The 22,224-nt window shown below is 52.6% G+C and carries 18 protein-coding genes; 9 read left to right on the top strand and 9 right to left on the bottom strand.

What is annotated here, in order from left to right:
- Window positions 1–55 precede the first annotated feature (55 nt).
- Window positions 56–1,258, bottom strand: coding sequence for a nicotinate phosphoribosyltransferase (pncB, locus tag NNO04_RS10990; protein ID WP_271444686.1), 1,203 nt, complete (start codon window positions 1,256–1,258; stop codon window positions 56–58).
- Between the two features lie 266 nt (window positions 1,259–1,524).
- On the opposite strand from pncB, the gene pepN reads away from it, so the two are divergent.
- Complete coding sequence (pepN, locus tag NNO04_RS10985; protein WP_271444685.1) at window positions 1,525–4,137, top strand: aminopeptidase N; 2,613 nt, start codon at window positions 1,525–1,527, stop codon at window positions 4,135–4,137.
- Between the two features lie 104 nt (window positions 4,138–4,241).
- On the opposite strand, the gene ssuB is transcribed toward pepN, so the two are convergent.
- From ssuB to ssuE, 5 genes are read right to left on the bottom strand one after another with little or no spacing between them, the layout of a single operon-like run.
- Window positions 4,242–5,009, bottom strand: a complete 768-nt coding sequence (gene ssuB, locus NNO04_RS10980) for an aliphatic sulfonates ABC transporter ATP-binding protein (protein WP_271444684.1) — start codon at window positions 5,007–5,009, stop codon at window positions 4,242–4,244.
- Window positions 5,006–5,797, bottom strand: coding sequence for an aliphatic sulfonate ABC transporter permease SsuC (gene ssuC, locus NNO04_RS10975; RefSeq protein ID WP_271444683.1), 792 nt, complete (start codon window positions 5,795–5,797; stop codon window positions 5,006–5,008). Before ssuC ends, ssuB begins: the two co-directional genes overlap by 4 nt.
- An 11-nt stretch (window positions 5,798–5,808) precedes the next feature.
- A complete protein-coding gene (ssuD, locus tag NNO04_RS10970) occupies window positions 5,809–6,954 on the bottom strand; it encodes an FMNH2-dependent alkanesulfonate monooxygenase (RefSeq protein WP_271444682.1) in 1,146 nt (381 codons plus the stop codon).
- On the bottom strand, window positions 6,951–7,925 hold the full coding sequence (locus NNO04_RS10965) for a sulfonate ABC transporter substrate-binding protein (RefSeq protein WP_271444681.1): 975 nt from the start codon (window positions 7,923–7,925) through the stop codon (window positions 6,951–6,953). Before NNO04_RS10965 ends, ssuD begins: the two co-directional genes overlap by 4 nt.
- Complete coding sequence (gene ssuE, locus NNO04_RS10960; protein ID WP_271444680.1) at window positions 7,918–8,493, bottom strand: NADPH-dependent FMN reductase; 576 nt, start codon at window positions 8,491–8,493, stop codon at window positions 7,918–7,920. Before ssuE ends, NNO04_RS10965 begins: the two co-directional genes overlap by 8 nt.
- A gap of 255 nt (window positions 8,494–8,748) precedes the next feature.
- On the opposite strand from ssuE, the gene pyrD reads away from it, so the two are divergent.
- Window positions 8,749–9,759, top strand: coding sequence for a quinone-dependent dihydroorotate dehydrogenase (gene pyrD, locus NNO04_RS10955; protein ID WP_271444679.1), 1,011 nt, complete (start codon window positions 8,749–8,751; stop codon window positions 9,757–9,759).
- Window positions 9,760–9,925: 166 nt separating this feature from the next.
- On the top strand, window positions 9,926–10,468 hold the full coding sequence (zapC, locus tag NNO04_RS10950) for a cell division protein ZapC (protein WP_271444678.1): 543 nt from the start codon (window positions 9,926–9,928) through the stop codon (window positions 10,466–10,468).
- Here zapC and NNO04_RS10945 read toward each other — a convergent pair.
- Window positions 10,465–11,574 carry a YcbX family protein gene (locus NNO04_RS10945; RefSeq protein WP_271444677.1) on the bottom strand — a complete coding sequence of 370 codons (1,110 nt, stop codon included), beginning with the start codon at window positions 11,572–11,574 and terminating at the stop codon, window positions 10,465–10,467. The two genes, zapC and NNO04_RS10945, sit on opposite strands and share 4 nt — an antisense overlap.
- A gap of 97 nt (window positions 11,575–11,671) precedes the next feature.
- Between NNO04_RS10945 and rlmKL the strand changes: the two genes are divergently transcribed.
- From rlmKL to rmf, 6 genes are all read left to right on the top strand, one after another.
- The gene (gene rlmKL / locus NNO04_RS10940; RefSeq protein WP_271444676.1) at window positions 11,672–13,780 is read left to right on the top strand and encodes a bifunctional 23S rRNA (guanine(2069)-N(7))-methyltransferase RlmK/23S rRNA (guanine(2445)-N(2))-methyltransferase RlmL; all 2,109 of its coding nucleotides are present in this window, start codon (window positions 11,672–11,674) and stop codon (window positions 13,778–13,780) included.
- Window positions 13,781–13,792: 12 nt separating this feature from the next.
- On the top strand, window positions 13,793–15,700 hold the full coding sequence (locus tag NNO04_RS10935) for an ABC transporter ATP-binding protein (RefSeq protein WP_271444675.1): 1,908 nt from the start codon (window positions 13,793–13,795) through the stop codon (window positions 15,698–15,700).
- Between the two features lie 14 nt (window positions 15,701–15,714).
- Window positions 15,715–16,968, top strand: coding sequence for a membrane integrity-associated transporter subunit PqiA (gene pqiA / locus NNO04_RS10930; RefSeq protein ID WP_271444674.1), 1,254 nt, complete (start codon window positions 15,715–15,717; stop codon window positions 16,966–16,968).
- A 4-nt stretch (window positions 16,969–16,972) separates the two neighbouring features.
- Window positions 16,973–18,613: an intermembrane transport protein PqiB gene (gene pqiB, locus NNO04_RS10925; protein WP_271444673.1), complete on the top strand. Its 1,641-nt coding sequence runs from the start codon at window positions 16,973–16,975 to the stop codon at window positions 18,611–18,613.
- Window positions 18,610–19,173 carry a membrane integrity-associated transporter subunit PqiC gene (pqiC, locus tag NNO04_RS10920; protein ID WP_271444672.1) on the top strand — a complete coding sequence of 188 codons (564 nt, stop codon included), beginning with the start codon at window positions 18,610–18,612 and terminating at the stop codon, window positions 19,171–19,173. Before pqiB ends, pqiC begins: the two co-directional genes overlap by 4 nt.
- A gap of 256 nt (window positions 19,174–19,429) precedes the next feature.
- Window positions 19,430–19,597 (top strand): ribosome modulation factor, encoded by a 168-nt coding sequence (gene rmf / locus NNO04_RS10915; protein WP_042320000.1) that lies wholly within the window; start codon window positions 19,430–19,432, stop codon window positions 19,595–19,597.
- 94 nt (window positions 19,598–19,691) lie between these two features.
- Here rmf and fabA read toward each other — a convergent pair whose 3' ends face one another.
- Both fabA and NNO04_RS10905 read right to left on the bottom strand, forming a co-directional pair.
- Window positions 19,692–20,210: a bifunctional 3-hydroxydecanoyl-ACP dehydratase/trans-2-decenoyl-ACP isomerase gene (gene fabA, locus NNO04_RS10910; protein ID WP_010429339.1), complete on the bottom strand. Its 519-nt coding sequence runs from the start codon at window positions 20,208–20,210 to the stop codon at window positions 19,692–19,694.
- A gap of 68 nt (window positions 20,211–20,278) precedes the next feature.
- Window positions 20,279–22,039, bottom strand: coding sequence for a Lon protease family protein (locus NNO04_RS10905; protein ID WP_271444671.1), 1,761 nt, complete (start codon window positions 22,037–22,039; stop codon window positions 20,279–20,281).
- Window positions 22,040–22,224: the final 185 nt, after the last annotated feature.

Here is a 22,224-nt window from a genome sequence, read left to right as displayed (position 1 = left end):
AAGATTTCGGAAATAAACAATAAATAAAGGGAGCCCAAATGGCTCCCTGGAGTGATTAACTGGCTTTTTTGATATGCGGAAGGTCAAACGCTTTACGCAGTGCGCGCACAAACGCTTTGTCATGACAGATGGTTTTACCAGGGCTGTCCGACAATTTCGCCACGGGTTTACCGTTGCATTCCACCAGCTTAATGACAATATTCAGCGGCTTCACTTGCGGTAGGTCGCAAGTCAGACGTGTGCCAATGCCAAAACTGAGCTGAACGCGCGGTGCGAAGTGACGATAAAGATCAATCGCTTTTTTCAGATCAAGATTGTCTGAGAACACCAGAGTTTTGGTTAACGGATCAATGCCCAGCTTTTCATAATGCGCGATCGCCTTTTCGCCCCATTCGACAGGATCGCCCGAGTCATGGCGCAGCCCCTGATAGCGGGTCGCAAACTCCATACCGAAATCACGCAAAAACGCGTCCATAGTAATGCAGTCGGTGAGTGCGATGCCAAGCTGGTCAGGATATTCATTCAGCCAGGCGGCGAGAGCAGCGCGCTGACTGGTCGCCAGATCGGGACTAATTTGCTGGTGCGCCTGAAACCACTCGTGCGCCTGCGTGCCCATCGGGGTGAGGGACAACCGGCGAGCGAGGTCGTAGTTACTGGTACCGACAAACCACGGTTCCCGCTGAAGGCGTTCAACGATCGCTTGCTGTACCTCGCGTGAGAAACGGCGTCGCGTGCCAAAATCCATCAGATGGAAGCGGGACATATCGAGATCGGCCGTTAAACCAGCGAAATCGACTAGCTTACTTTCCAGCGCATCAAGCGCCTGCGCCACGCCAGCTTCTGGCGTACGATACCGGTGTACCAGTTCACTGATCACTGCCAACAGCGGGACTTCCCACATGATGACTTCACGCCACGGGCCGGTTAAGCGGATATTCAGCTTACCGTTATCATTGGTGACGCTCACCTGTTCAGGGTTGTAGCGGAAATCCCGTAACCAGTTAAGGTAATCAGCATTAAAGAAGGGCAGGTTGGAGAGCCATGTAAACTCCTCCTCCTGAAGTTGCAGGTGCTGCATCGCATCCACCTGCTCGCGAATTGCATCTGCATAAATACCCAGCAGGTCGTCGCCACGGCAACGAAACTCCGCCGCTACGTGAACATCGTAGTAGTGGTGAAAAACGGCTTGCTGCATATGCAACTTATAAGCATCTGTATCCAGCAGCGAATGCAGAACAGGAGAAGCGAATTGTGTCATAGGTGCGCAGTAGCATCCTCTCACGGGAGCGTTTAGTACAATAAACAACTAAGAAAACCGCTGGAGTATACCTTGTTTAGCGATTTATTGAACCCCGATCACAACATAAGCGCTCTTTGGGGTCGAGTACATTTCGTGCCTCGTGTTATAAAAATGTAGCGAAAAGGGTGTTTGTGACTGAAAAGATGAACATTCTGCGTAGCGTGATTTACACAACAGGAATAGACTGGAGTCGAGACTCTATAGAAGATGCTAAAGGTTTTTTTATGACACAACAGCCACAAGCCAAATACCGTCACGACTATCGTGCACCGGATTACCAGATTACTGATATTGATTTGACCTTTGACCTGGATGCTGAAAAAACCGTGGTCACTGCCGTGAGCCAGGTTGTTCGTCATGGTGCATCGGATGCCTCACTTCGCCTCGACGGCGAAGACCTGACGCTGGTGTCAATCCACGTGAACTCTCTGCCGTGGACAGCGTATAAAGAAGAAGAGGGCGCGCTAATCCTCAGCGACTTGCCAGAGCGTTTTACCCTGCGCATTGTCAATGAAATCAGCCCAGTGGCAAATACCGCGCTGGAAGGGCTATACCAGTCTGGCGATGCGTTATGTACGCAGTGTGAAGCCGAAGGCTTCCGTCATATTACCTGGTATCTTGACCGCCCGGACGTACTGGCGCGTTTTACCACCAAAATCATTGCTGATAAAAGCAAATATCCGTTCCTGCTCTCCAACGGTAACCGTGTCGCGCAGGGCGAACTGGAAAACGGACGCCACTGGGTACAGTGGCAGGATCCCTTCCCAAAACCCTGCTATCTCTTTGCGCTGGTCGCCGGTGATTTCGACGTACTGAGCGATACCTTCACCACCCGCTCCGGGCGTAAAGTGGCGCTGGAGTTGTACGTTGATCGCGGCAATCTGGATCGCGCGCCGTGGGCGATGACGTCGCTGAAAAACTCCATGAAGTGGGATGAAGAGCGCTTCGGTCTCGAATATGACCTCGACATCTATATGATTGTCGCCGTCGACTTCTTTAATATGGGCGCGATGGAGAATAAAGGGCTTAACATCTTTAACTCCAAATACGTGCTGGCGCGTACCGATACCGCCACTGATAAAGATTACCTCGACATTGAGCGCGTCATCGGACACGAATATTTCCACAACTGGACCGGTAACCGCGTGACCTGCCGCGACTGGTTCCAGTTGAGTCTGAAAGAGGGGTTAACGGTGTTCCGCGATCAGGAGTTCAGCTCCGATCTCGGCTCCCGAGCGGTTAACCGCATCAGTAATGTGCGCACAATGCGCGGTTTACAGTTTGCTGAAGATGCCAGCCCGATGGCGCATCCCATCCGCCCGGATATGGTCATCGAGATGAACAACTTCTATACCCTGACCGTTTACGAAAAGGGTTCAGAAGTTATTCGCATGATCCATACCCTGTTGGGCGAAGCGAATTTCCAGAAGGGGATGCAGCTTTACTTTGAGCGCCACGATGGCAGCGCGGCAACCTGCGATGATTTCGTGCAGGCAATGGAAGATGCGTCAAACATCGATCTCTCCCATTTCCGTCGCTGGTACAGCCAGTCTGGTACGCCTGTGGTCACCGTAAAAGACGACTACAACCCGGAAACCGAGCAGTACACCCTGACCATCAGTCAGCGTACGCCTGCAACGCCGGATCAGGCGGAGAAGAAACCGCTGCATATCCCGTTTGCTATCGAACTGTATGATAACAAAGGTAAAGTTATTCCATTACAAAAGGGCGGTCATCCGGTTAATTCCGTGCTCAATGTGACGCAGTCTGAACAGACGTTTGTCTTCGATAACGTCTACTTCCAGCCTGTACCCGCGCTGCTTTGCGAATTCTCCGCGCCGGTGAAGCTGGAGTATAAATGGAGCGATCAGCAACTGACCTTCCTGATGCGTCATGCGCGTAATGATTTCTCCCGCTGGGATGCGGCGCAAAGTCTGCTGGCGACGTATATCAAGCTGAACGTTGCGCGTCATCAGCAGGGACAACCGCTCTCTCTGCCGGTCCATGTCGCTGACGCCTTCCGCGCGGTACTTCTGGACGAGAAGATTGATCCCGCGCTGGCGGCTGAGATCCTGACGCTGCCTTCAGCCAATGAAATGGCCGAACTGTTTGAGATTATCGATCCGCTGGCGATCGCCGCCGTGCGCGAAGCATTAACCCGTACGCTGGCGACGGAACTGGCCGATGAGTTACTGGCGATTTATAACGCTAACCATCTGGATGAATATCGGGTTGAGCACGCCGATATTGGCAAGCGTACGCTGCGCAACGCCTGTCTGCGATTCCTGGCCTTTGGTGAAACCGAACTCGCCAATACCCTGGTGAGCCGACAGTACCAGAACGCCAACAATATGACAGACGCGCTGGCGGCGCTTTCTGCGGCGGTGGCGGCGCAACTGCCGTGTCGTGACGCCCTGATGCAAGAGTACGACGATAAGTGGCACCAGGATGGACTGGTGATGGATAAATGGTTCATCCTGCAATCCACCAGTCCGGCTGACAACGTGCTGGAGACGGTACGTGGCCTGCTGAAACACCGCTCCTTCACATTGAGCAACCCGAACCGTATTCGTTCATTGATTGGCGCGTTTGCCGGTAGCAACCCGGCGGCGTTCCACGCCGAAGACGGCAGCGGTTATCAGTTCCTGGTCGAAATGCTGACCGAACTCAACAGTCGCAACCCACAGGTGGCTTCACGGCTGATCGAGCCGCTGATCCGACTGAAACGTTATGACGCCAAACGGCAGGCGAAGATGCGTGCGGCGCTGGAACAGTTAAAAGGTCTGGAGAATCTCTCCGGCGATCTGTTCGAGAAAATCAGTAAGGCGTTAGCCTGATACATAGTCTGATACGTGTAGGCCGGATAAGGCGTGACGCCGCTATCCGGCAAAAAAATGCCCGGTGGCGTTCGCGCTTACCGGGCCTACAACAGAAGGCATTATCAACCGTGCCGAAGAATCGGTTGCTCAGTCTCCCCTCGTTGCATCACCCGATTTAACACTTCTGCTTCCAGCTCTGCTAAACGTACCGAACCCCGTCGGAGCGGGCGCGGGATATCCACCGTCAGATCCAGACCGATTTTCCCATTCTCAATCAGCAACACACGGTCGGCCATGGCCACCGCTTCACTCACGTCATGAGTAACCAACAGCACGGTAAAACCATGCTCCTGCCACAGCGAGACGATCAACGCCTGCATTTCCAGACGAGTTAAGGCATCCAGTGCGCCGAGCGGCTCATCCAATAGCAACAGGCCGGGTCGATGAATCAAGGCGCGCGCCAGCGCCACCCGCTGTTTTTGCCCTCCGGAGAGCGCGGCAGGCCATTCCGTTGCGCGATTTTCCAGGCCGACGGCCGCCAGCGCTTTGCGAGCTGCATCCTGCCAGTGACCTTTCAGCCCCAGACCCACATTATCGATAACGGACTTCCACGGGAGCAGTCGCGCATCCTGAAACATCATTCGCGTATCGTCCTGAATTTCGGTCAGCGGGGTGGTTCCGGCGAGCAGTTCGCCTGCTGTCGGGGTTTCCAGCCCGGCCAGCAGGCGTAACAGGGTACTTTTACCCCCGCCGCTTCGCCCGACCACGGCGACAAACTGGCCTGCCGGAATATGCAGATCCAACTGGTTGAGCACGGTATTGCTGGCATAACGTTGGGTGACCGCTTTGAGCAGCAAAGGGGTGCCCTGATTAAGGCGTTTGGTGTTCATACGGTTGTCTCCTTCACGTAATATGCCGGGTTCCAGCGTAGCCAGACGCGCTCCAGAAGTTGTGCGCTGACATCGGCGAGTTTACCGAGCAGGGCGTAGAGAATGATGGCGACCACGACCACATCCGTTTGCAGAAATTCGCGGGCATTCATCGCCAGATAACCGATCCCGGAGTTCGCCGATATCGTTTCGGCCACAATTAACGTTAGCCACATCAGCCCAAGCGCAAAGCGTACGCCAACCATAATCGAGGGGAGGGCGCCGGGAAGGATCACATGGATAAACAGTGGAAAACCCGACAAGCCGTAGCTGCGCGCCATCTCCACTAATCCGCGATCAATATTGCGGATCCCATGCCAGGTGTTGATATACAGAGGAAACAGTGTCCCCAGCGCGACCAGAAAGATCTTCGCGGACTCATCAATACCGAACCACAGGATAACCAGCGGGATCAGCGCCAGATGCGGTACGTTACGCAGCATCTGGATCGAGGTATCCAGCAGGCGTTCCCCCCAGCGAGAAAGACCGCTGATAAGCCCCAGCGTCAGACCAATCGATCCACCGATTGAGAAACCGATCAGCGCGCGACAGGCGCTGATCGCCAGATGCTGCCACAGTTCACCACTGGCCCAGAGTGTCCAGAACGCTTCAACCACGCCTTCTGGCGAAGGCAATATGCGACCGGAGAGCCAGCCGATTGAGGATGCAAGCTGCCAGAGTGCAACGATGCCCACCGGTAAAAACCAGGGGGCAACGCGCAGTAACCCTTTATGTGTTCGCGTTGCCATGAATGTATTCCTTAACGTTGCGCGATGTTACGCGGGATAAATTCATTGGCTACCGCTTCACCCTGCTGATGCAGCGGCTGCGGTTGCGTAATTTCCGGTATGGCGACATCAAGATGCGGGAACAACAGCTCGCCCACTTTGTACGCTTCTTCGAGATGCGGATAACCGGAGAGGACAAAACTGTCGATACCGAGCGCTGCATACTCATTAATGCGTGCCGCCACCGTTGGGCCATCTCCCACCAGCGCGGTTCCTGCGCCGCCACGCACCAGCCCGACGCCTGCCCACAGGTTTGGGCTGATCTCAAGCTTGTCCCGCTTACCGTTATGCAGCGCCGCCATACGATGCTGACCGACGGAGTCGGTTCTGGCGAAAGCCGCCTGCGCTTTGGCAATGGTGTCATCGTCCAGATGCGCAATCAGCCGATCTGCGGCCTGCCAGGCTTCCTCATTGGTTTCGCGAACAATCACATGCAAGCGAATGCCAAAACGGATCTTGCGCCCGCGCGCGGCGGCTTTGGCGCGTACCTGTTCGATCTTTTCTCTTACCTGTTCTGGCGGTTCGCCCCAGGTGAGATAAAGATCAACCTGTTCGGCGGCCAGATCCTGCGCCACGTCGGAAGAGCCGCCAAAGTAGAGTGGAGGGTACGGCTGCTGTATTGGCGGGAAAAACAGTTTTGCCCCACGAACGTGAATATGTTTGCCGTGAAAATCGACGGTTTCTCCTTGCAATAACCGCCGCCAGACCTGGGTAAATTCAGAAGAGGCGGCATAGCGTTCGCTGTGATCGAGGAAAACGCCGTCGCCTGCCAGTTCTTGTGGATCGCTACCCGTGACCAGATTAAAGAGCGCGCGGCCATTGGAGAGTCTGTCGAGCGTTGCGGCCTGGCGCGCGGCGACCGTGGGTGACGTCACGCTGGGGCGCAATGCCACGAGGAACTTAAGCCGTTGCGTTACCGGGATCATTGACGCGGCAACCAGCCACGCATCTTCACAGGAGCGCCCGGTGGGGATCAGTACGCCGGTAAAGCCCAGACGGTCTGCGGTTTGCGCGATTTGCTGCAGATAACCGTGATTGACCGGGCGCGAACCTTCTTCGGTTCCCAGATAGTGCCCGTCACCGTGTGTAGGTAAAAACCAGAACATATTCAGGCTCATAATTGTGCTCCTTCCTGCTGAGTGGGTTGCCAGATGCGGTCACGGATATCGATTTTTTTCGGCACCAGGCGGTTGTCGTAAAACAGATCGGCGGTTTGTTGCTGCAGTGCGGCAACCGTGGCGTTAACCGGGGTGATCGTGGTCGGAGGGCGGTGATCCAGATAGCTGGCGATCACCGGCGCGGGTAATCCCATCGTTTTGGCAAGCAACGCAATACTGTGTTCGCGCTGGCTAAGCGTCAGCGCATCGGCCTGACTGAAGGTGTTGAGCACGCCCTGAATAAAGGCGCCATTTTTTTCAGCATACGGGCGCGCCGCCAGATAGAACGATCCGGTTTGTTTTAAATCAGAACCGTCCTTCAGTACGCGCACGCCGCCTTGCAGCAAGGCTGCTGAATAGTAGGGATCCCAGATAGCCCAGGCATCGACGTTACCCTGCAGGAAGGCTGCACGCGCGTCCGCCGGGGTCAGAAAGGTCGGTTGAATATCGGTAAATTTTAACCCGGCCTGCTGCAAAGCACGGAGCAGCAGATTATGTGAACTGGAACCTTTCTGGAAAGCGACCTTGCGCCCTTTTAAATCCGCCACGCTTTTAATGGGGCTGTTTTCAGGTACCAGAATCACTTCCGCCTTCGGTTTCGGCGGTTCGACGCCGACATACAACAGGTCTGCTCCGGCAGCCTGCGCGAAGATCGGTGGAATATCGCCAGTGCTGCCCAGATCGATACTGCCGACATTCAGCGCTTCAAGCATCTGCGGTCCCGCCGGGAATTCGACCCAGGAAATTTTCGTTTGCGGATAGCGTGTTTCCAGAAGTTGGTGGCTTTTTGCCAGCACCATACTGACGCTGCCTTTCTGATAACCGATACGCAACGTCTCTGGCGCGGCGGTCGCTGCGTGAGACAGGGCTGAAAGGGACAGCAGGCCGGTCAGCGCCAGCCCGTGTGAATAACGTTTGAAAAGATTAAGCATGGGCGATCCCCTGCGATGGGTGAAAGGTGGGAACCTGCACATCCCGACGATGCAGCGCCTGCCAGAACGTCTCCAGCGCATTGTCCAGGCGCAGTTGTAGATTCGGTGTAAAGTGCGGTTTATGCTGATAATCAATAACCTGAGAGTCATCAGCAAACACGCCATGCAGAATTTCCTGCGCTTTAAGCGCGCTTAATACCGGTTTGAGTGCATAGTCAACGGCCAGTAAATGTGCGACGGTACCGCCGGTCGCGAAAGGCAACACCACTTTCCCCTCGAGCGCTCGTTCAGGCAGCAGATCAAGCAACGTCTTTAACGCCCCGGAATAGGCCGCTTTATAAACGGGCGTGGCGACAATCAGTCCATCAGCTTCTTTTAACTGGGCGACCAGGGTTTTCAGCGCGGGGCTGTCGAATCGCGCATATAAAAGATCTTCAGGCGCGAAGTTGTGGAGGTTCCAGTGGCCTACCTCGACATCCAGCGCACTGAGTTTTTCACGGGCATATTCCAGTAACGCACTGGAACGAGAGGGAAAACGCGGACTTCCCGCCAGAGTGATGATGCGCATATTCTCAATCTCTCCTTATAACTAATTATTTGCTTTTTACTAACATTGATAACAATTTGTGCAGTCTGACAGAGAGATTTTGTGAATCGAAATGATTTATCCGGCAGAGAAAATCTGAAAAACGCATAATTGCGCGAGGGAGGAAGAAAACGATTGCGTGGACATCGTCATTTATTGCCGCAGGTCAATTCCCTTTTGCTTCAACATCGCACATAATACGCCCCCGGTTTGCACACCGGGAATCCAGGAGAGTTCATGTACTACCCCTTCGTTCGTAAAGCCCTTTTTCAGCTCGATCCAGAGCGCGCTCATGAATTAACATTTCAACAATTACGCCGTGTCACAGGTACGCCGCTGGAAGCGCTTGTGCGCCAGAAAGTGCCAGCAAAACCTGTTACCTGTATGGGGCTGACTTTTAAGAACCCGCTTGGTCTGGCAGCAGGTCTGGATAAAGATGGGGAGTGCATTGATGCGCTGGGCGCAATGGGGTTTGGTTCGATAGAGATCGGTACCGTAACGCCACGTCCTCAGCCTGGTAATGATAAACCCCGTCTTTTCCGTCTGGTCGACGCAGAAGGGTTGATCAACCGAATGGGCTTCAATAACCACGGTGTTGATAATCTGGTGGAGAACGTCAAAAAATCACATTTTGACGGCATCCTGGGGATTAATATTGGTAAAAATAAAGATACGCCGGTTGAGCAGGGTAAAGATGACTATCTGATTTGTATGGAAAAAGTCTATGCTTATGCGGGTTACATCGCGATCAATATCTCTTCACCGAATACACCTGGATTACGCACGCTGCAATACGGCGATGCGCTGGACGATTTATTGACGGCAATTAAAAATAAGCAAAACGATCTGCAGGCGGTCCATCAAAAATATGTGCCGGTGGCAGTAAAGATCGCGCCGGATCTTTCTGAGGAAGAACTGATCCAGGTGGCCGACAGTTTAGTCCGTCATAATATTGATGGTGTTATTGCTACCAATACAACGTTGGATCGTTCTTTGGTTCAGGGAATGAAAAACTGTGACGAAATGGGTGGTTTGAGTGGGCGACCATTACAATTAAAAAGCACAGAAATTATTCGACGTCTGTCGCAGGAATTAAACGGACAGTTACCAATTATTGGTGTCGGTGGTATTGACTCAGTGATAGCAGCGCGTGAAAAAATGGCGGCCGGTGCCTCACTGGTGCAAATTTATTCCGGCTTTATTTTTAAAGGCCCACCGCTGATTAAAGAAATCGTTACCCATCTCTAACCTTTTCCCTTAATCGGACAACCAGGGCTTTATTTCCAGCCCTGGTTGTTTTATATTCCTTCACTGTTGCTTATTTATACATTTTAGTCTTTTCTTATTAAGTCAATTAACGAAGCGGCAATCAGGACAATCTTACAACAGGATGTTAAGCCCAGGAGATAAACGAATGCGAATTAAACCTGACGATAACTGGCGCTGGTATTATGATGAAGAGCATGACCGAATGATGCTCGATCTGGCCAATGGCATGTTATTTCGCTCGCGTTTTGCTCGCAAAATGCTCACTCCTGATGCTTTTTCACCCGCTGGTTTTTGCGTTGAAGATGCAGCGCTGTATTTTTCTTTTGAAGAAAAATGCCGCGACCTCGAATTATCGAAAGAACAAAAAGCGGAACTGGTGCTTAATGCGCTGGTGGCTATTCGCTACCTCAAACCCCAGATGCCAAAAAGCTGGCACTTTATTGCGCATACCGAAAACTGGTCACCCGTCTCTGGCGACGCGGCCTGCGTTTATTTGAGCGATACCGAAGAGCAAGTCAATTTACTGGTGGTGGAGCCGGGTGAAAATGCGGCGCTTTGTCTGCTTGCTCAGCCAGGTATTGTGGTCGCGGGCCGGACGATGCAGTTGGGTGATGCGATAAAGATCATGAATGACAGACTGAAACCGCAAGCCATTATTGACAGTTTCAGCCTTGAGCAAGCCGTTTAACTTTCCAGTCTGAGCGCCGTTTTCGGCACACAACTACAGCAAAGAATCGTGCCATCCTCGCCTATCGCTGATTTTTTCAGCGGGCTGACTTCGCCTTCCAGCAACCGTACCCGACAGCAACCACAGATCCCCGCCCGACACGAATAGGGAACCCGAATTCCCTGGTTCTCGAGTTGTTCTAACAACACCTGTTGGTTGTTGCCACGGAAAGTCTGTCCATGCCAGTCGATACTCACCGCTGCATCCGGGTGTTGTTCTGCGCTGAGGGTATCGTCGGGTACCGCGGCGCCGTAAGCTTTTGCGGGCCCTGTAGCCAGGATTTCGACCTCATCGCCCGTGCGAATCACGCCACTGTTGCGCGCAATCAGATTCTGACCAAAATCAACATCGCCATTATCCAGCGCTGTACGAAAACGCTGCAACGTCGCTAACGGTTCTCCAGAGGGATGTTTTTGGCCTTTTTCCGGGCTGACGGTGGTGAAAATACAGCGACTACATGGCTTTACCACGTCAAAAATAACGTCGCCAATGCGGATCACTTTCCAGCTGTCCTCTTCCCAGGCGACAGCGCCGCTCACCACCAGGTTAGGGCGAAACTGTTCCATTTTCACGCTGGCCGGGCAGCGCTGTTGTAAGTCACGCAGAGAGGCTTCACTGGTCAGCAGGTAGGGGAAACCATCCGCGAAGGAGAGCGGTACGCCGCTGTGCTGTTTAACGCGTCGCGTCAGGTTTGGCCCGACCCACCGTAATTGCACCTCGCGGGAAAAGAAGCCGCTCAGCCACCGATTGACAGCATCGGGTGCGATGCGGGCGGTAAAATGGTTTCCCCAGACTTCCGTTGGGGCATCTTGTTCGGCGAAATCAGCGAACCGCACCAGCGCGCTGCTGCCGTCCGGGGCCGTAAGATGCAACCCATCGTGCAATAGGGAAGGGGTAAAACGAACCATTTGCGGAAACTGGCGGGCAGTGATGAAGGTTCCATCGGGCGCGGTTATCATAAAAATACGATCAAACGCCAGACCGCTGGCGTCAGCCAGCGCGTGTGTCAGGCCAATGCCGCGCATTGATTTAACCGGATGGACAAAAAGCCGGGTTAGCGTCACCACAGTACAGCCCTCGAATGAAAATAAGCCCTCAACTTTATGACATACAGCCCATATTAGCTATAATGCGCAGCAATTTTCCCGGAGTAAAAGTGACGATATGAATTCTCTGTTTGCCAGTACGGCCCGTGGGCTGGAAGAGCTGTTAAAAACTGAACTGGAAAACCTGGGCGCCGAAGAGTGCCAGGTCGTTCAGGGTGGGGTCCATTTTAAGGGCGACACACGGCTTGTTTACCAGAGCCTGATGTGGAGCCGTCTGGCCTCTCGCATCATATTGCCGATGGGGGAATGCAAGGTCTATAGCGATCTGGACCTGTATCTCGGCGTTCAGGCAATCGACTGGACAGAGATTTTTAATCCCGGCGCTACGTTTGCCGTGCACTTCAGCGGCCTGAATGACACCATTCGCAACAGTCAGTATGGCGCAATGAAAGTGAAGGATGCCATTGTGGATGCCTTCACCCGCAAGAATCTGCCGCGCCCGAATGTGGATCGTGAATCCCCGGATTTACGTATAAATGTCTGGCTGAATAAAGACACCGCCAGTATTGCTCTTGATCTGAGCGGTGACGGTCTGCATCAGCGTGGGTATCGCGATCGTACCGGTCAGGCACCGATCAAGGAAACGCTGGCGGCGGCGATTGTGATGCGTTCTGGCTGGCAGCCGGGCACGCCACTGCTCGATCCAATGTGCGGTTCGGGTACGCTGTTAATTGAAGCGGCAATGTGGGCGACCGATCGTGCCCCTGGCTTGCATCGTGGATACTGGGGCTTCAGCGGTTGGGCGCAGCATGATGATGCACTCTGGCAGGAAGTGAAAGCCGAGGCGCAGGTTCGTGCCCGCAAAGGTCTGGCCGATTACAGCTCGCACTTTTATGGTTCAGACAGCGATGCGCGCGTAATTGAACGTGCGCGCAGTAACGCCCGCCGCGCAGGCATTGGCGATCTCATCACTTTCGAAGTGAAAGATGTTGCACAACTGAGCAATCCGCTGCCCGCAGGTCCGTACGGGACGGTTATCAGTAACCCGCCGTACGGTGAACGTCTGGACAGTGAGCCAGCGCTTATCGCGTTGCATAGCCTGCTCGGTCGTAACATGAAAAACCAGTTCGGCGGCTGGAATTTGTCATTGTTCAGCGCGTCTCCGGACCTGCTCAGCAGTCTGCAATTGCGCGCCGATAAACAATTCAAGGCGAAAAACGGCCCGCTGGATTGCGTGCAGAAAAACTACCACGTCGCAGAAACCACCTCCGAAAGCAAACCTGCCACAGTGGCGGAAGATTACGCCAACCGACTGCGTAAAAATATTAAGAAGCTGGAGAAGTGGGCACGTCAGGAAGGGATTGAATGTTATCGCCTTTATGATGCCGACCTCCCGGAATACAACGTCGCGGTTGACCGCTACGGCGAGTGGGTGGTTATCCAGGAATATGCGCCGCCGAAAACGGTCGATGCGCAGAAAGCGCGCCAGCGTCTGTTCGATATTATTGCGGCGACTCTCTCCGTGTTGGAGATAGCACCGAACAAGCTGGTGCTGAAAACGCGTGAGCGTCAGAAAGGGAAAAATCAGTACCAGAAGATGAACGAGAAGGGCGAGTTCATCGAAGTGAGCGAATATAACGCGCGCCTGTGGGTCAACCTGACCGACTATCTGGACACGGGTCTGTTCCTTGATCACCGTATTGCGCGCCGTATGCTGGGTCAAATGAGCAGTGGAAAAGATTTCCTTAACCTTTTCTCCTATACCGGTAGCGCCAGCGTACATGCTGGTTTGGGTGGCGCCCGCAGTACCACCACAGTAGATATGTCGCGCACCTATCTGGAGTGGGCGGAGCGCAACTTGCGTCTGAATGGCCTGAGCGGCCGTGCGCATCGCTTAATTCAGGCCGATTGTCTGGGCTGGTTGCGTGAGGCAAATGAGCAATTCGATCTTATTTTCATCGATCCACCGACGTTTTCTAACTCAAAACGTATGGAAGATTCGTTTGATGTGCAGCGCGATCATCTGGCGCTGATGAAGGATCTGAAGCGTCTGCTGCGTAAGGGCGGCACCATCATGTTCTCTAACAACAAACGTGGATTCCGTATGGATCTTGACGGACTGGCGGCACTGGGACTAAAAGCACAAGAAATCACGCAGAAAACGCAATCCCAGGATTTTGCCCGTAACCGCCAGATCCACAACTGCTGGCTGATTACCTCGGCCTGAAAGGAAAAGTAAATGTCATTAATCAGTATGCATGGCGCATGGCTGTCGTTTAGCGATGCGCCGCTTCTTGATAATGCAGAATTGCATATCGAAGATAACGAACGCGTCTGTCTGGTTGGCCGTAACGGCGCCGGAAAATCGACCCTGATGAAGATCCTCAACCGCGAACAAGGTCTGGATGATGGGCGCATCATCTATGAACAGGATCTGGTCGTCGCGCGTTTGCAACAGGATCCCCCGCGAAACGTTGCGGGCAGCGTGTATGATTTTGTCGCCGAGGGCATTGAGGAACAGGCGGAGTATCTGAAACGTTATCACGATATTTCTCGTCTGGTGATGACGGATCCCAGCGATAAGAACCTCAATGAAATGGCGCGGGTACAGGAACAGCTCGACCATCATAACCTGTGGCAGCTCGAAAGCCGTATTAATGAAGTGTTGGCGCAATTAGGGCTTGATCCTAACGCGGCGCTCTCTTCTCTTTCGGGTGGATGGCTGCGTAAAGCTGCGCTGGGCAGAGCATTGGTGAGCAATCCGCGCGTATTGCTGCTGGACGAACCGACTAACCACCTGGATATTGAAGCCATCGACTGGCTGGAAGGATTCCTGAAATCCTTCAATGGCACGATCATTTTTATCTCTCACGACCGTTCGTTCATTCGCAATATGGCGACCCGTATTGTCGATCTGGATCGCGGGAAGCTGGTCTCTTATCCGGGCGATTACGATCAGTATCTGCTGGAGAAAGAAGAGGCGCTGCGGGTCGAAGAGTTACAGAATGCGGAGTTTGATCGCAAATTGGCGCAGGAAGAAGTGTGGATCCGTCAGGGGATTAAGGCGCGTCGTACGCGTAACGAAGGCCGTGTGCGCGCATTGAAAGCCATGCGTCGCGAACGTGGCGAACGCCGCGAAGTGATGGGTACTGCGAAGATGCAGGTCGAAGAAGCGACGCGCTCGGGCAAAATCGTCTTCGAAATGGAAAACGTCGATTACCAGGTTGATGGCAAACAACTGGTGAAAGATTTCTCCGCGCAGGTACAGCGCAGTGACAAAATTGCGCTGATTGGGCCAAACGGCTGCGGTAAAACGACGTTGCTGAAACTGATGCTGGGTCAGCTCCAGGCTGACAGCGGCCGTATACACGTCGGGACAAAGCTCGAAGTGGCCTATTTTGATCAGCATCGTGCCGAACTGGATCCCGATAAGACGGTGATGGACAACCTCGCGGAAGGCAAACAAGAGGTCATGGTTAACGGTAAACCACGCCATGTGCTGGGCTACCTGCAAGACTTTTTGTTTCACCCTAAACGTGCCATGACGCCGGTTCGTGCATTGTCTGGGGGCGAGCGTAATCGTCTGCTGCTGGCGCGATTATTCCTCAAACCCAGCAATCTTTTAATTCTCGATGAACCAACCAACGATCTCGACGTCGAAACCCTCGAGCTGTTAGAAGAACTGATTGATGGCTATCAGGGGACAGTCTTACTGGTGAGCCACGATCGCCAGTTTGTTGACAACACCGTGACGGAGTGCTGGATCTTCGAAGGCGACGGCAAAATTGGTCGTTATGTCGGCGGTTATCATGACGCTCGTGGACAACAGGTACAACATCTGGCGTTTAAACAGCCCGTTGTGAAAAAAAATGAGGAATCTGTTGCACCTAAAGCAGAAATTGTAAAACGAGCGAGCGGCAAACTAAGCTATAAACTACAGCGCGAACTGGAACAGCTACCTCAGCAGCTTGAAGAGCTGGAAGCTAAACTGGAAACGCTGCAGGCGCAAGTTGCTGACGCCGCCTTTTTTAGTCAGCCGCATGAGCATACACAAAAGGTTCTGGCTGACCTGAGTGACGCGGAACAAGAACTTGAGCAAGCCTTTGAGCGCTGGGAGTATCTTGAAGCCTTGAAGAATGGCGCATAATTAAAGGAGCACATATGTGCGAACATCACCATGCTGCGAAGCATATATTGTGCTCGCAATGTGACATGCTGGTGGCATTACCCCCGTTAGAGCATGGTCAAAAAGCGGCATGCCCACGATGTGGCACAACATTAACAATCGAGTGGGACGCGCCAAGGCAGCGTCCCACCGCGTATGCAATCGTTGCTTTATTCATGCTGGTACTCTCCAATCTATTCCCGTTTGTGAGTATGAATGTGGCGGGGGTCAGCAGCGAAGTTTCATTTCTGGAGATTCCGGGCGTTTTATTTTCTGAAGATTACGCCAGTCTCGGCACTTTCTTTTTATTATTTGTTCAGGTGGTTCCCGCTTTTTGCCTGATCACGATATTACTTCTCGTTAATCGTGTCGCCATGCCGGAAAAACTCCAGGCCAGGCTGGCGCGCGTTTTGTTCCAGTTAAAATCCTGGGGTATGGCTGAAATATTCCTCGCCGGGATTTTGGTGAGTTTTGTCAAACTGATGGCTTACGGCGATATTGGCGTAGGCAGCAGTTTCATTCCGTGGTGTCTGTTTTGTATTTTGCAGCTCCGCACATTTCAGTGTGTCGATCGTCGCTGGTTGTGGGATGACATCGCACCCGCGCCGCAAATTGCGCAGCCGCTAAAAGTGGGAACGACGGGAATTCAACAAGGGTTACGCTCCTGTTCTTGTTGCACAGCGATACTGCCTGCCGATGAACTGGTGTGTCCCCGTTGTAATACTAAAGGGCATGTGCGACGTAAAAATAGTCTGCAGTGGACAATGGCATTGTTGTTCACGTCAATCATGCTTTACCTTCCAGCCAATATCATGCCGATCATGATTACTGATTTGCTGGGTTCAAAATTGCCATCAACCATTATTGCCGGGGTGGTGTTACTGTGGAGTGAGGGATCTTATCCGGTTGCAGCTGTCATATTTATCGCCAGTATTATGGTGCCAACGTTAAAAATGATTGCGATTGCATGGTTATGTTGGGACGCCAAAGGGCATGGAAATCGTGACAGCGAAAGAATGCATTTGATTTACGAAGTCGTGGAATTTGTCGGTCGTTGGTCAATGATCGATGTTTTTGTTATTGCCGTACTCTCTGCGCTGGTGCGCATGGGAGGGTTGATGAACATTTATCCTGCAATGGGTGCTTTGATGTTTGCTTTAGTCGTCATTATGACAATGTTTTCTGCGATGACGTTTGATCCTCGTCTGTCGTGGGACCGTAAACCAGAACCAGACCATGAGGAGTCCTGACAGCATGGAATCTAAAAGTGGGGAAGCCAAAGTGCAGAAGGTAAAGAACTGGTCTCCCGTGTGGATATTCCCCATCGTCACTGCGCTTATTGGGGCATGGGTTCTGTTTTACCACTACAGTCATCAGGGGCCAGAAGTCACCCTGATTACCACCAATGCGGAAGGCATTGAGGGCGGTAAAACCACCATAAAGAGCCGTAGTGTGGATGTCGGCGTGGTCGAAAGCGCGACGCTGACCGATGACTTAACCCATGTAGAAATCAAAGCACGCCTCAATTCCGGTATGGAAAAGTTGCTGCATAAAGATTCTGTCTTCTGGGTCGTTAAGCCGCAGGTAGGGCGCGAAGGGATCAGCGGCTTAGGTACGCTGCTGTCTGGTGCCTATATCGAACTGCAGCCAGGTAATAAAGGTAGCCAACTCAATAAATACGATCTGTTGGACTCACCGCCGCTGGCACCGCCGGATGCGAAAGGGATCCGCGTGATCCTGGACAGCAAAAAAGCCGGGCAGCTAAGTCCGGGCGATCCGGTGCTGTTCCGCGGTTATCGTGTCGGCTCAGTTGAAGCCAGCACGTTTGATGCGCAAAAACGCAGCATGAGTTATCAGCTCTTTATTAATGCGCCGAATGACCGTCTGGTCACCAGTAATGTGCGTTTCTGGAAAGACAGCGGTATCGCGGTCGATCTCACCTCTGCGGGGATGCGGGTAGAGATGGGCTCGCTGACCACCTTGTTTGGCGGCGGTGTCAGTTTTGACGTCCCGGAAGGGCTTGATCAGGGCCAACCGGTCGCGGAAAAGTCAGCGTTTGTTCTCTATGACGATCAGAAGAGCATTCAGGATTCGTTGTTTACCGACCATATTGACTATCTGGTGTTCTTTAAAGATTCGGTTCGTGGATTACAACCTGGCGCGCCGCTGGAATTCCGTGGCATTCGTCTGGGAACAGTCAGCAAAGTGCCGTTCTTTGTGCCAAATATGCGTCAGGTATTTAACAATGACTTCCGTATTCCGGTACTGATCCGTATCGAACCTGAGCGTCTGAAAGCGCAGTTAGGCGAAAATACGGATGTGGGCGCGCATCTGCAGGAGTTGTTGAACCGTGGCTTACGCGCATCGTTAAAAACGGGGAACCTGGTGACCGGCGCACTGTATGTCGACCTCGATTTCTATCCGAAGGAACCACCGCTTAAGGGCATCCGTGAGTTTAGCGGCTATCAGATCATCCCAACAGTGAGCGGCGGTCTGGCGCAGATCCAGCAACGACTGATGGAAGCGTTGGATAAAATCAACAATCTGCCGTTGAATCCGATGATTGAGCAGGCGACAAATACGCTTACTGAAAGCCAGCGTACGATGAAGCATCTGCAAACCACGCTGGACAACATGAACAAGATTACGTCCAGTGAGTCGATGCAGCAGCTTCCAGCGGATATGCAAAATACGCTACGCGAACTGAATCGCAGCATGCAGGGCTTCCAGCCTGGTTCTGCCGCGTATAACAAGATGGTGGCGGATATGCAGCGTCTTGATCAGGTACTCCGTGAACTGCAGCCGGTTCTGAAAACGCTCAACGATAAGAGCAATGCGCTGGTGTTCGAAGCGAAGGACAAGAAAGATCCAGAGCCGAAGAGGGCGAAACAATGAAAAAGTGGCTAGTGGTGATGATGTCGGTCTGGCTGACGGCATGCAGCTCCGGTGGAGAAAGTAAAAGCTATTACCAACTGCCCATTGCGCAGGGGGGCGTGCAAAGTAGCGCGAATCAGGGAAACCGTCTGCTGTGGGTGGAACAGGTTTCGGTACCTGATTACCTGGCAGGTAACGGCGTGGTCTATCAGACCAGCGATGTGAAGTACGTGATTGCGAACAACAACCTCTGGGCCAGTCCGCTGGATCAGCAGTTGCGTAATACGCTGGTGGCCAGTCTGAATACCCAGCTTCCGGGCTGGGTTGTCGCCTCTCAGCCGCTGGGGAGCACTCAGGACACGCTAAATGTCACGGTGACCGGATTCCACGGTCGCTATGATGGTAAGGTTATCGTGAGTGGAGAGTGGCTTCTGAACCACCAGGGGCAGCTGATTAAACGTCCATTCCATCTTGAGGCGGTGCAGCAGCAGGATGGCTATGATGAGATGGTCAAAGTGCTGGCGACGGCATGGAGTCAGGAGGCCGCGTCTATCGCCCAGGAGATAAAACGCCTTCCTTAAAGTTTAAACAATTGTAAATTAAACCGCCTCAGGCTAACCCCTGAGGCGGTTTTTTTTCATTTATATTCTGCAAAAATAGCTGTTCTGGCTCACATTTCTTGTACAAATGAATTAGCGGGTAGCTCACAAATATGACACTGGCGTGAATTTTGCGCATTGACGGAACCAATGTTTCGCGGTATTCGTTTTAGTGTGATTGCACACTTCGTAATCACTGTTTTCTTTTCCACCAGATAAAAGATGAGGGAAACGAGGCATGAAGAGACAAAAACGAGATCGCCTGGAACGGGCACATCAACGTGGATATCAGGCCGGCATTGCCGGACGCTCAAAAGAAATGTGTCCCTATCAGACGCTGAATCAGAGGTCATACTGGCTGGGAGGCTGGCGAGAAGCCATGGCGGACAGGGTAGTAATGGCCTGATTCTGTCTCTTTAGAAAAAAGAAACCTCCGCATTGCGGAGGTTTCGCCTTTTATCATCCAGCCAGCAAAAATTTCTGGCTGTAAAATGTCAGGATTAGAACGCGGAAGTGTCCTGGAACAGGCCCACTTTCAGGTCATTAGCGGTGTAGATCAAACGGCCGTCGACCAGAACTTCACCATCCGCCAGGCCCATGATCAGGCGACGGTTAACAATACGCTTGAAGTGGATACGGTAGGTGACTTTTTTCGCGGTCGGCAGAACCTGACCGGTAAATTTCACTTCGCCTACGCCCAGAGCGCGGCCTTTACCTTCGCCACCCAACCAGCCGAGATAAAATCCAACCAGCTGCCACATTGCGTCCAGACCTAAACAACCCGGCATGACCGGATCGCCGATAAAGTGACATCCGAAGAACCAAAGATCCGGATTGATATCCAGTTCAGCTTCGACATAACCTTTGTCAAAGTTACCACCGGTTTCAGTCATCTTGACGACACGGTCCATCATCAACATGCTTGGTGCTGGCAGTTGTGGGCCTTTAGCGCCAAACAGTTCACCGCGACCAGAGGCAAGAAGGTCTTCTTTTGTATAGGATTCGCGTTTATCTACCATGTTCTCTGTAAGCCTTATTTTATTGAAGCACGCAGGATAGCTAACACGTGTACGCTGAACAAGTCCGATCAGTTCGGAACAAACCAATTCAGCCAACGCAGCGGCCAGGGAAAACGATGACGACCTTCCAGTTGCGTTGCTGCCGCAATACGCTCCTGGATAGTTTGCATCAGCGTTGTCTGACCTTCACCGTCCCACACCAGATTTAACAGAAGCGGCAGAGCGTCTGTGACGTCATCCACCGCCCAGATACTGAATTTCTCTTCTTCAACAGCCTGTAGCAGCGCAGGTTGTAGACTAAGATGTCTGACATTGGCCGCGGGAATAATCACGCCTTGCTTGCCTGATAATTCTCGCTGCTGACAAATCGTAAAGAAGCCTTCAATTTTCTCGTTTAAACCGCCGACCGGTTGCGCCCGACCGAATTGATCAACAGAACCGGTAATGGCAATACTCTGATTAACCGGAACATCAGCCAGCGCACTGATCAACGCGCATAATTCAGCCATTGATGCACTGTCGCCATCAACTTCGCTGTAGGACTGTTCGAAGGTCAGTGAGGCGGAGAATGGGATCTGCTGCTCAAGCTGTAGCTCAGACATCAGGAAGGCCTGCATGATCATCATTCCTTTGGCATGGATATTCCCGCCAAGTTCCGCTTTTCGCTCAATATCAGTGAATTCACCATCGCCAATATGCACCACGCAGCTAATACGTGACGGTTCGCCAAATGCGCGAGGGTGGCCAGGAAACTCAATCACCGAGAGCGCGTTGATTTGGCCAATGCGTTCACCTTCAGTTTCGATCAGGATCTGTTCCTGGAGGATTTCATCCTGCATTCGCTCTGCAAGGAAACCTTCGCGCCATTCGCGCTGAGCGAGCATCAGACTAAGTTGTTCTGCATTACAGGTCTCCCCATCACATAGCGGGGCAACTTCTTTGAACTGACGGGCAATCCATAGAGGACAGAGCGGCAATGTATCCTGCTCGCCGGTATAGCGTACTGCTTCACGAATCAGAACCTGCCACCCATCAGGGCCGGGATAGGGCAGATTATTGCTTCTGGAGACTTGGGTCACCCACTGACACCACTGCGTCATGGACTCTTCATCCACTATCTGCAGATTGTCTTCAAATTCGCTATAGATAGCCTGCTCTGCAAGTTCCGGCTCCATTTCCTGGAAGTCCGCTAATGATTCTCGGTCACCCACCAGCACCACTTTCATTTTGAGCGGCATAGAGGGCACGGAAACAGGCAAAGGACGAGACTCATCGAATGCGACCCAGTCAAACTTTTCGCGGCTCACGATGGCCTTCAGGCGCATCCATAACAAAGGCTGGGCCAGAAGCGTGCGCAGAGAAATAACCAGAATGCCGCCATTAGCCTGATGCACCAGGCCGGGTTGCAGGGTAATTTCTCCGTTAAACTGACGCAGGCAGCCAAACAGTTGTTCGGCTTCAACCCAGTCGGCACTGACCACCTGAGTTAACGTCGCAAAATTGTCTTCTGCTTTTTCCGCTTCGCGAAAACGAATGTGATGACCTGAAATCTCGTAATGACCGCCGGTCAACTTACCGGCGTCGGTGTGCAGCGTTCGGACGGCACTGGCCAGGAGATTGATATACTCAAGCTCTTCCGGGGCCTTTGCCAGCATAAAAGATGACGAAGCACGTGGCTGGAGCAGTTGCTCCAGACCAAATTGCAATCGCGGCTGAGTATCACTGAGTAAGGTATCGTTTTCGTCAGTAAAGTGTGGCTGTGCAAATATCGCCTGATAACTGTCGGTATCAGGAACCAGATCACGCCATGCAAGTTTCGTAATGGTCAAAGTTGAGGTTTTTTAGTCTGTTGTAAAAAATGCGATTATACCGTAACAGGCAACACTGCACACGTGGAAAGCGAACGGAAACACGCAGTATGACGCGCGACAGTTCACAGGCTGGATATTCTTTTCTTCAGAAGCTTGAAAAGCTGATATTCTGATAAGAGTTACACGGTAACATTGAGATCGCA

It is taken from the genome of Citrobacter sp. Awk 4 (genome assembly GCF_028069725.1).
GTDB lineage: Bacteria > Pseudomonadota > Gammaproteobacteria > Enterobacterales > Enterobacteriaceae > Citrobacter_D.
Note: the sequence above shows the minus strand (reverse complement) of the source record. Positions and strands in the feature narration are given on the sequence as shown.

Coding starts and splice junctions, on each gene's coding strand:
- ssuB (WP_271444684.1), bottom strand. CDS start 5,009: ATGAACACCAAACGCCTTAATCAGGGCACCCCTTTGCTGCTCAAAGCG.
- rlmKL (WP_271444676.1), top strand. CDS start 11,672: ATGAATTCTCTGTTTGCCAGTACGGCCCGTGGGCTGGAAGAGCTGTTA.
- ssuE (WP_271444680.1), bottom strand. CDS start 8,493: ATGCGCATCATCACTCTGGCGGGAAGTCCGCGTTTTCCCTCTCGTTCC.
- zapC (WP_271444678.1), top strand. CDS start 9,926: ATGCGAATTAAACCTGACGATAACTGGCGCTGGTATTATGATGAAGAG.
- pepN (WP_271444685.1), top strand. CDS start 1,525: ATGACACAACAGCCACAAGCCAAATACCGTCACGACTATCGTGCACCG.
- rmf (WP_042320000.1), top strand. CDS start 19,430: ATGAAGAGACAAAAACGAGATCGCCTGGAACGGGCACATCAACGTGGA.
- fabA (WP_010429339.1), bottom strand. CDS start 20,210: ATGGTAGATAAACGCGAATCCTATACAAAAGAAGACCTTCTTGCCTCT.
- pyrD (WP_271444679.1), top strand. CDS start 8,749: ATGTACTACCCCTTCGTTCGTAAAGCCCTTTTTCAGCTCGATCCAGAG.
- pqiB (WP_271444673.1), top strand. CDS start 16,973: ATGGAATCTAAAAGTGGGGAAGCCAAAGTGCAGAAGGTAAAGAACTGG.
- NNO04_RS10935 (WP_271444675.1), top strand. CDS start 13,793: ATGTCATTAATCAGTATGCATGGCGCATGGCTGTCGTTTAGCGATGCG.
- pncB (WP_271444686.1), bottom strand. CDS start 1,258: ATGACACAATTCGCTTCTCCTGTTCTGCATTCGCTGCTGGATACAGAT.
- pqiA (WP_271444674.1), top strand. CDS start 15,715: ATGTGCGAACATCACCATGCTGCGAAGCATATATTGTGCTCGCAATGT.
- ssuC (WP_271444683.1), bottom strand. CDS start 5,797: ATGGCAACGCGAACACATAAAGGGTTACTGCGCGTTGCCCCCTGGTTT.
- pqiC (WP_271444672.1), top strand. CDS start 18,610: ATGAAAAAGTGGCTAGTGGTGATGATGTCGGTCTGGCTGACGGCATGC.
- NNO04_RS10965 (WP_271444681.1), bottom strand. CDS start 7,925: ATGCTTAATCTTTTCAAACGTTATTCACACGGGCTGGCGCTGACCGGC.
- ssuD (WP_271444682.1), bottom strand. CDS start 6,954: ATGAGCCTGAATATGTTCTGGTTTTTACCTACACACGGTGACGGGCAC.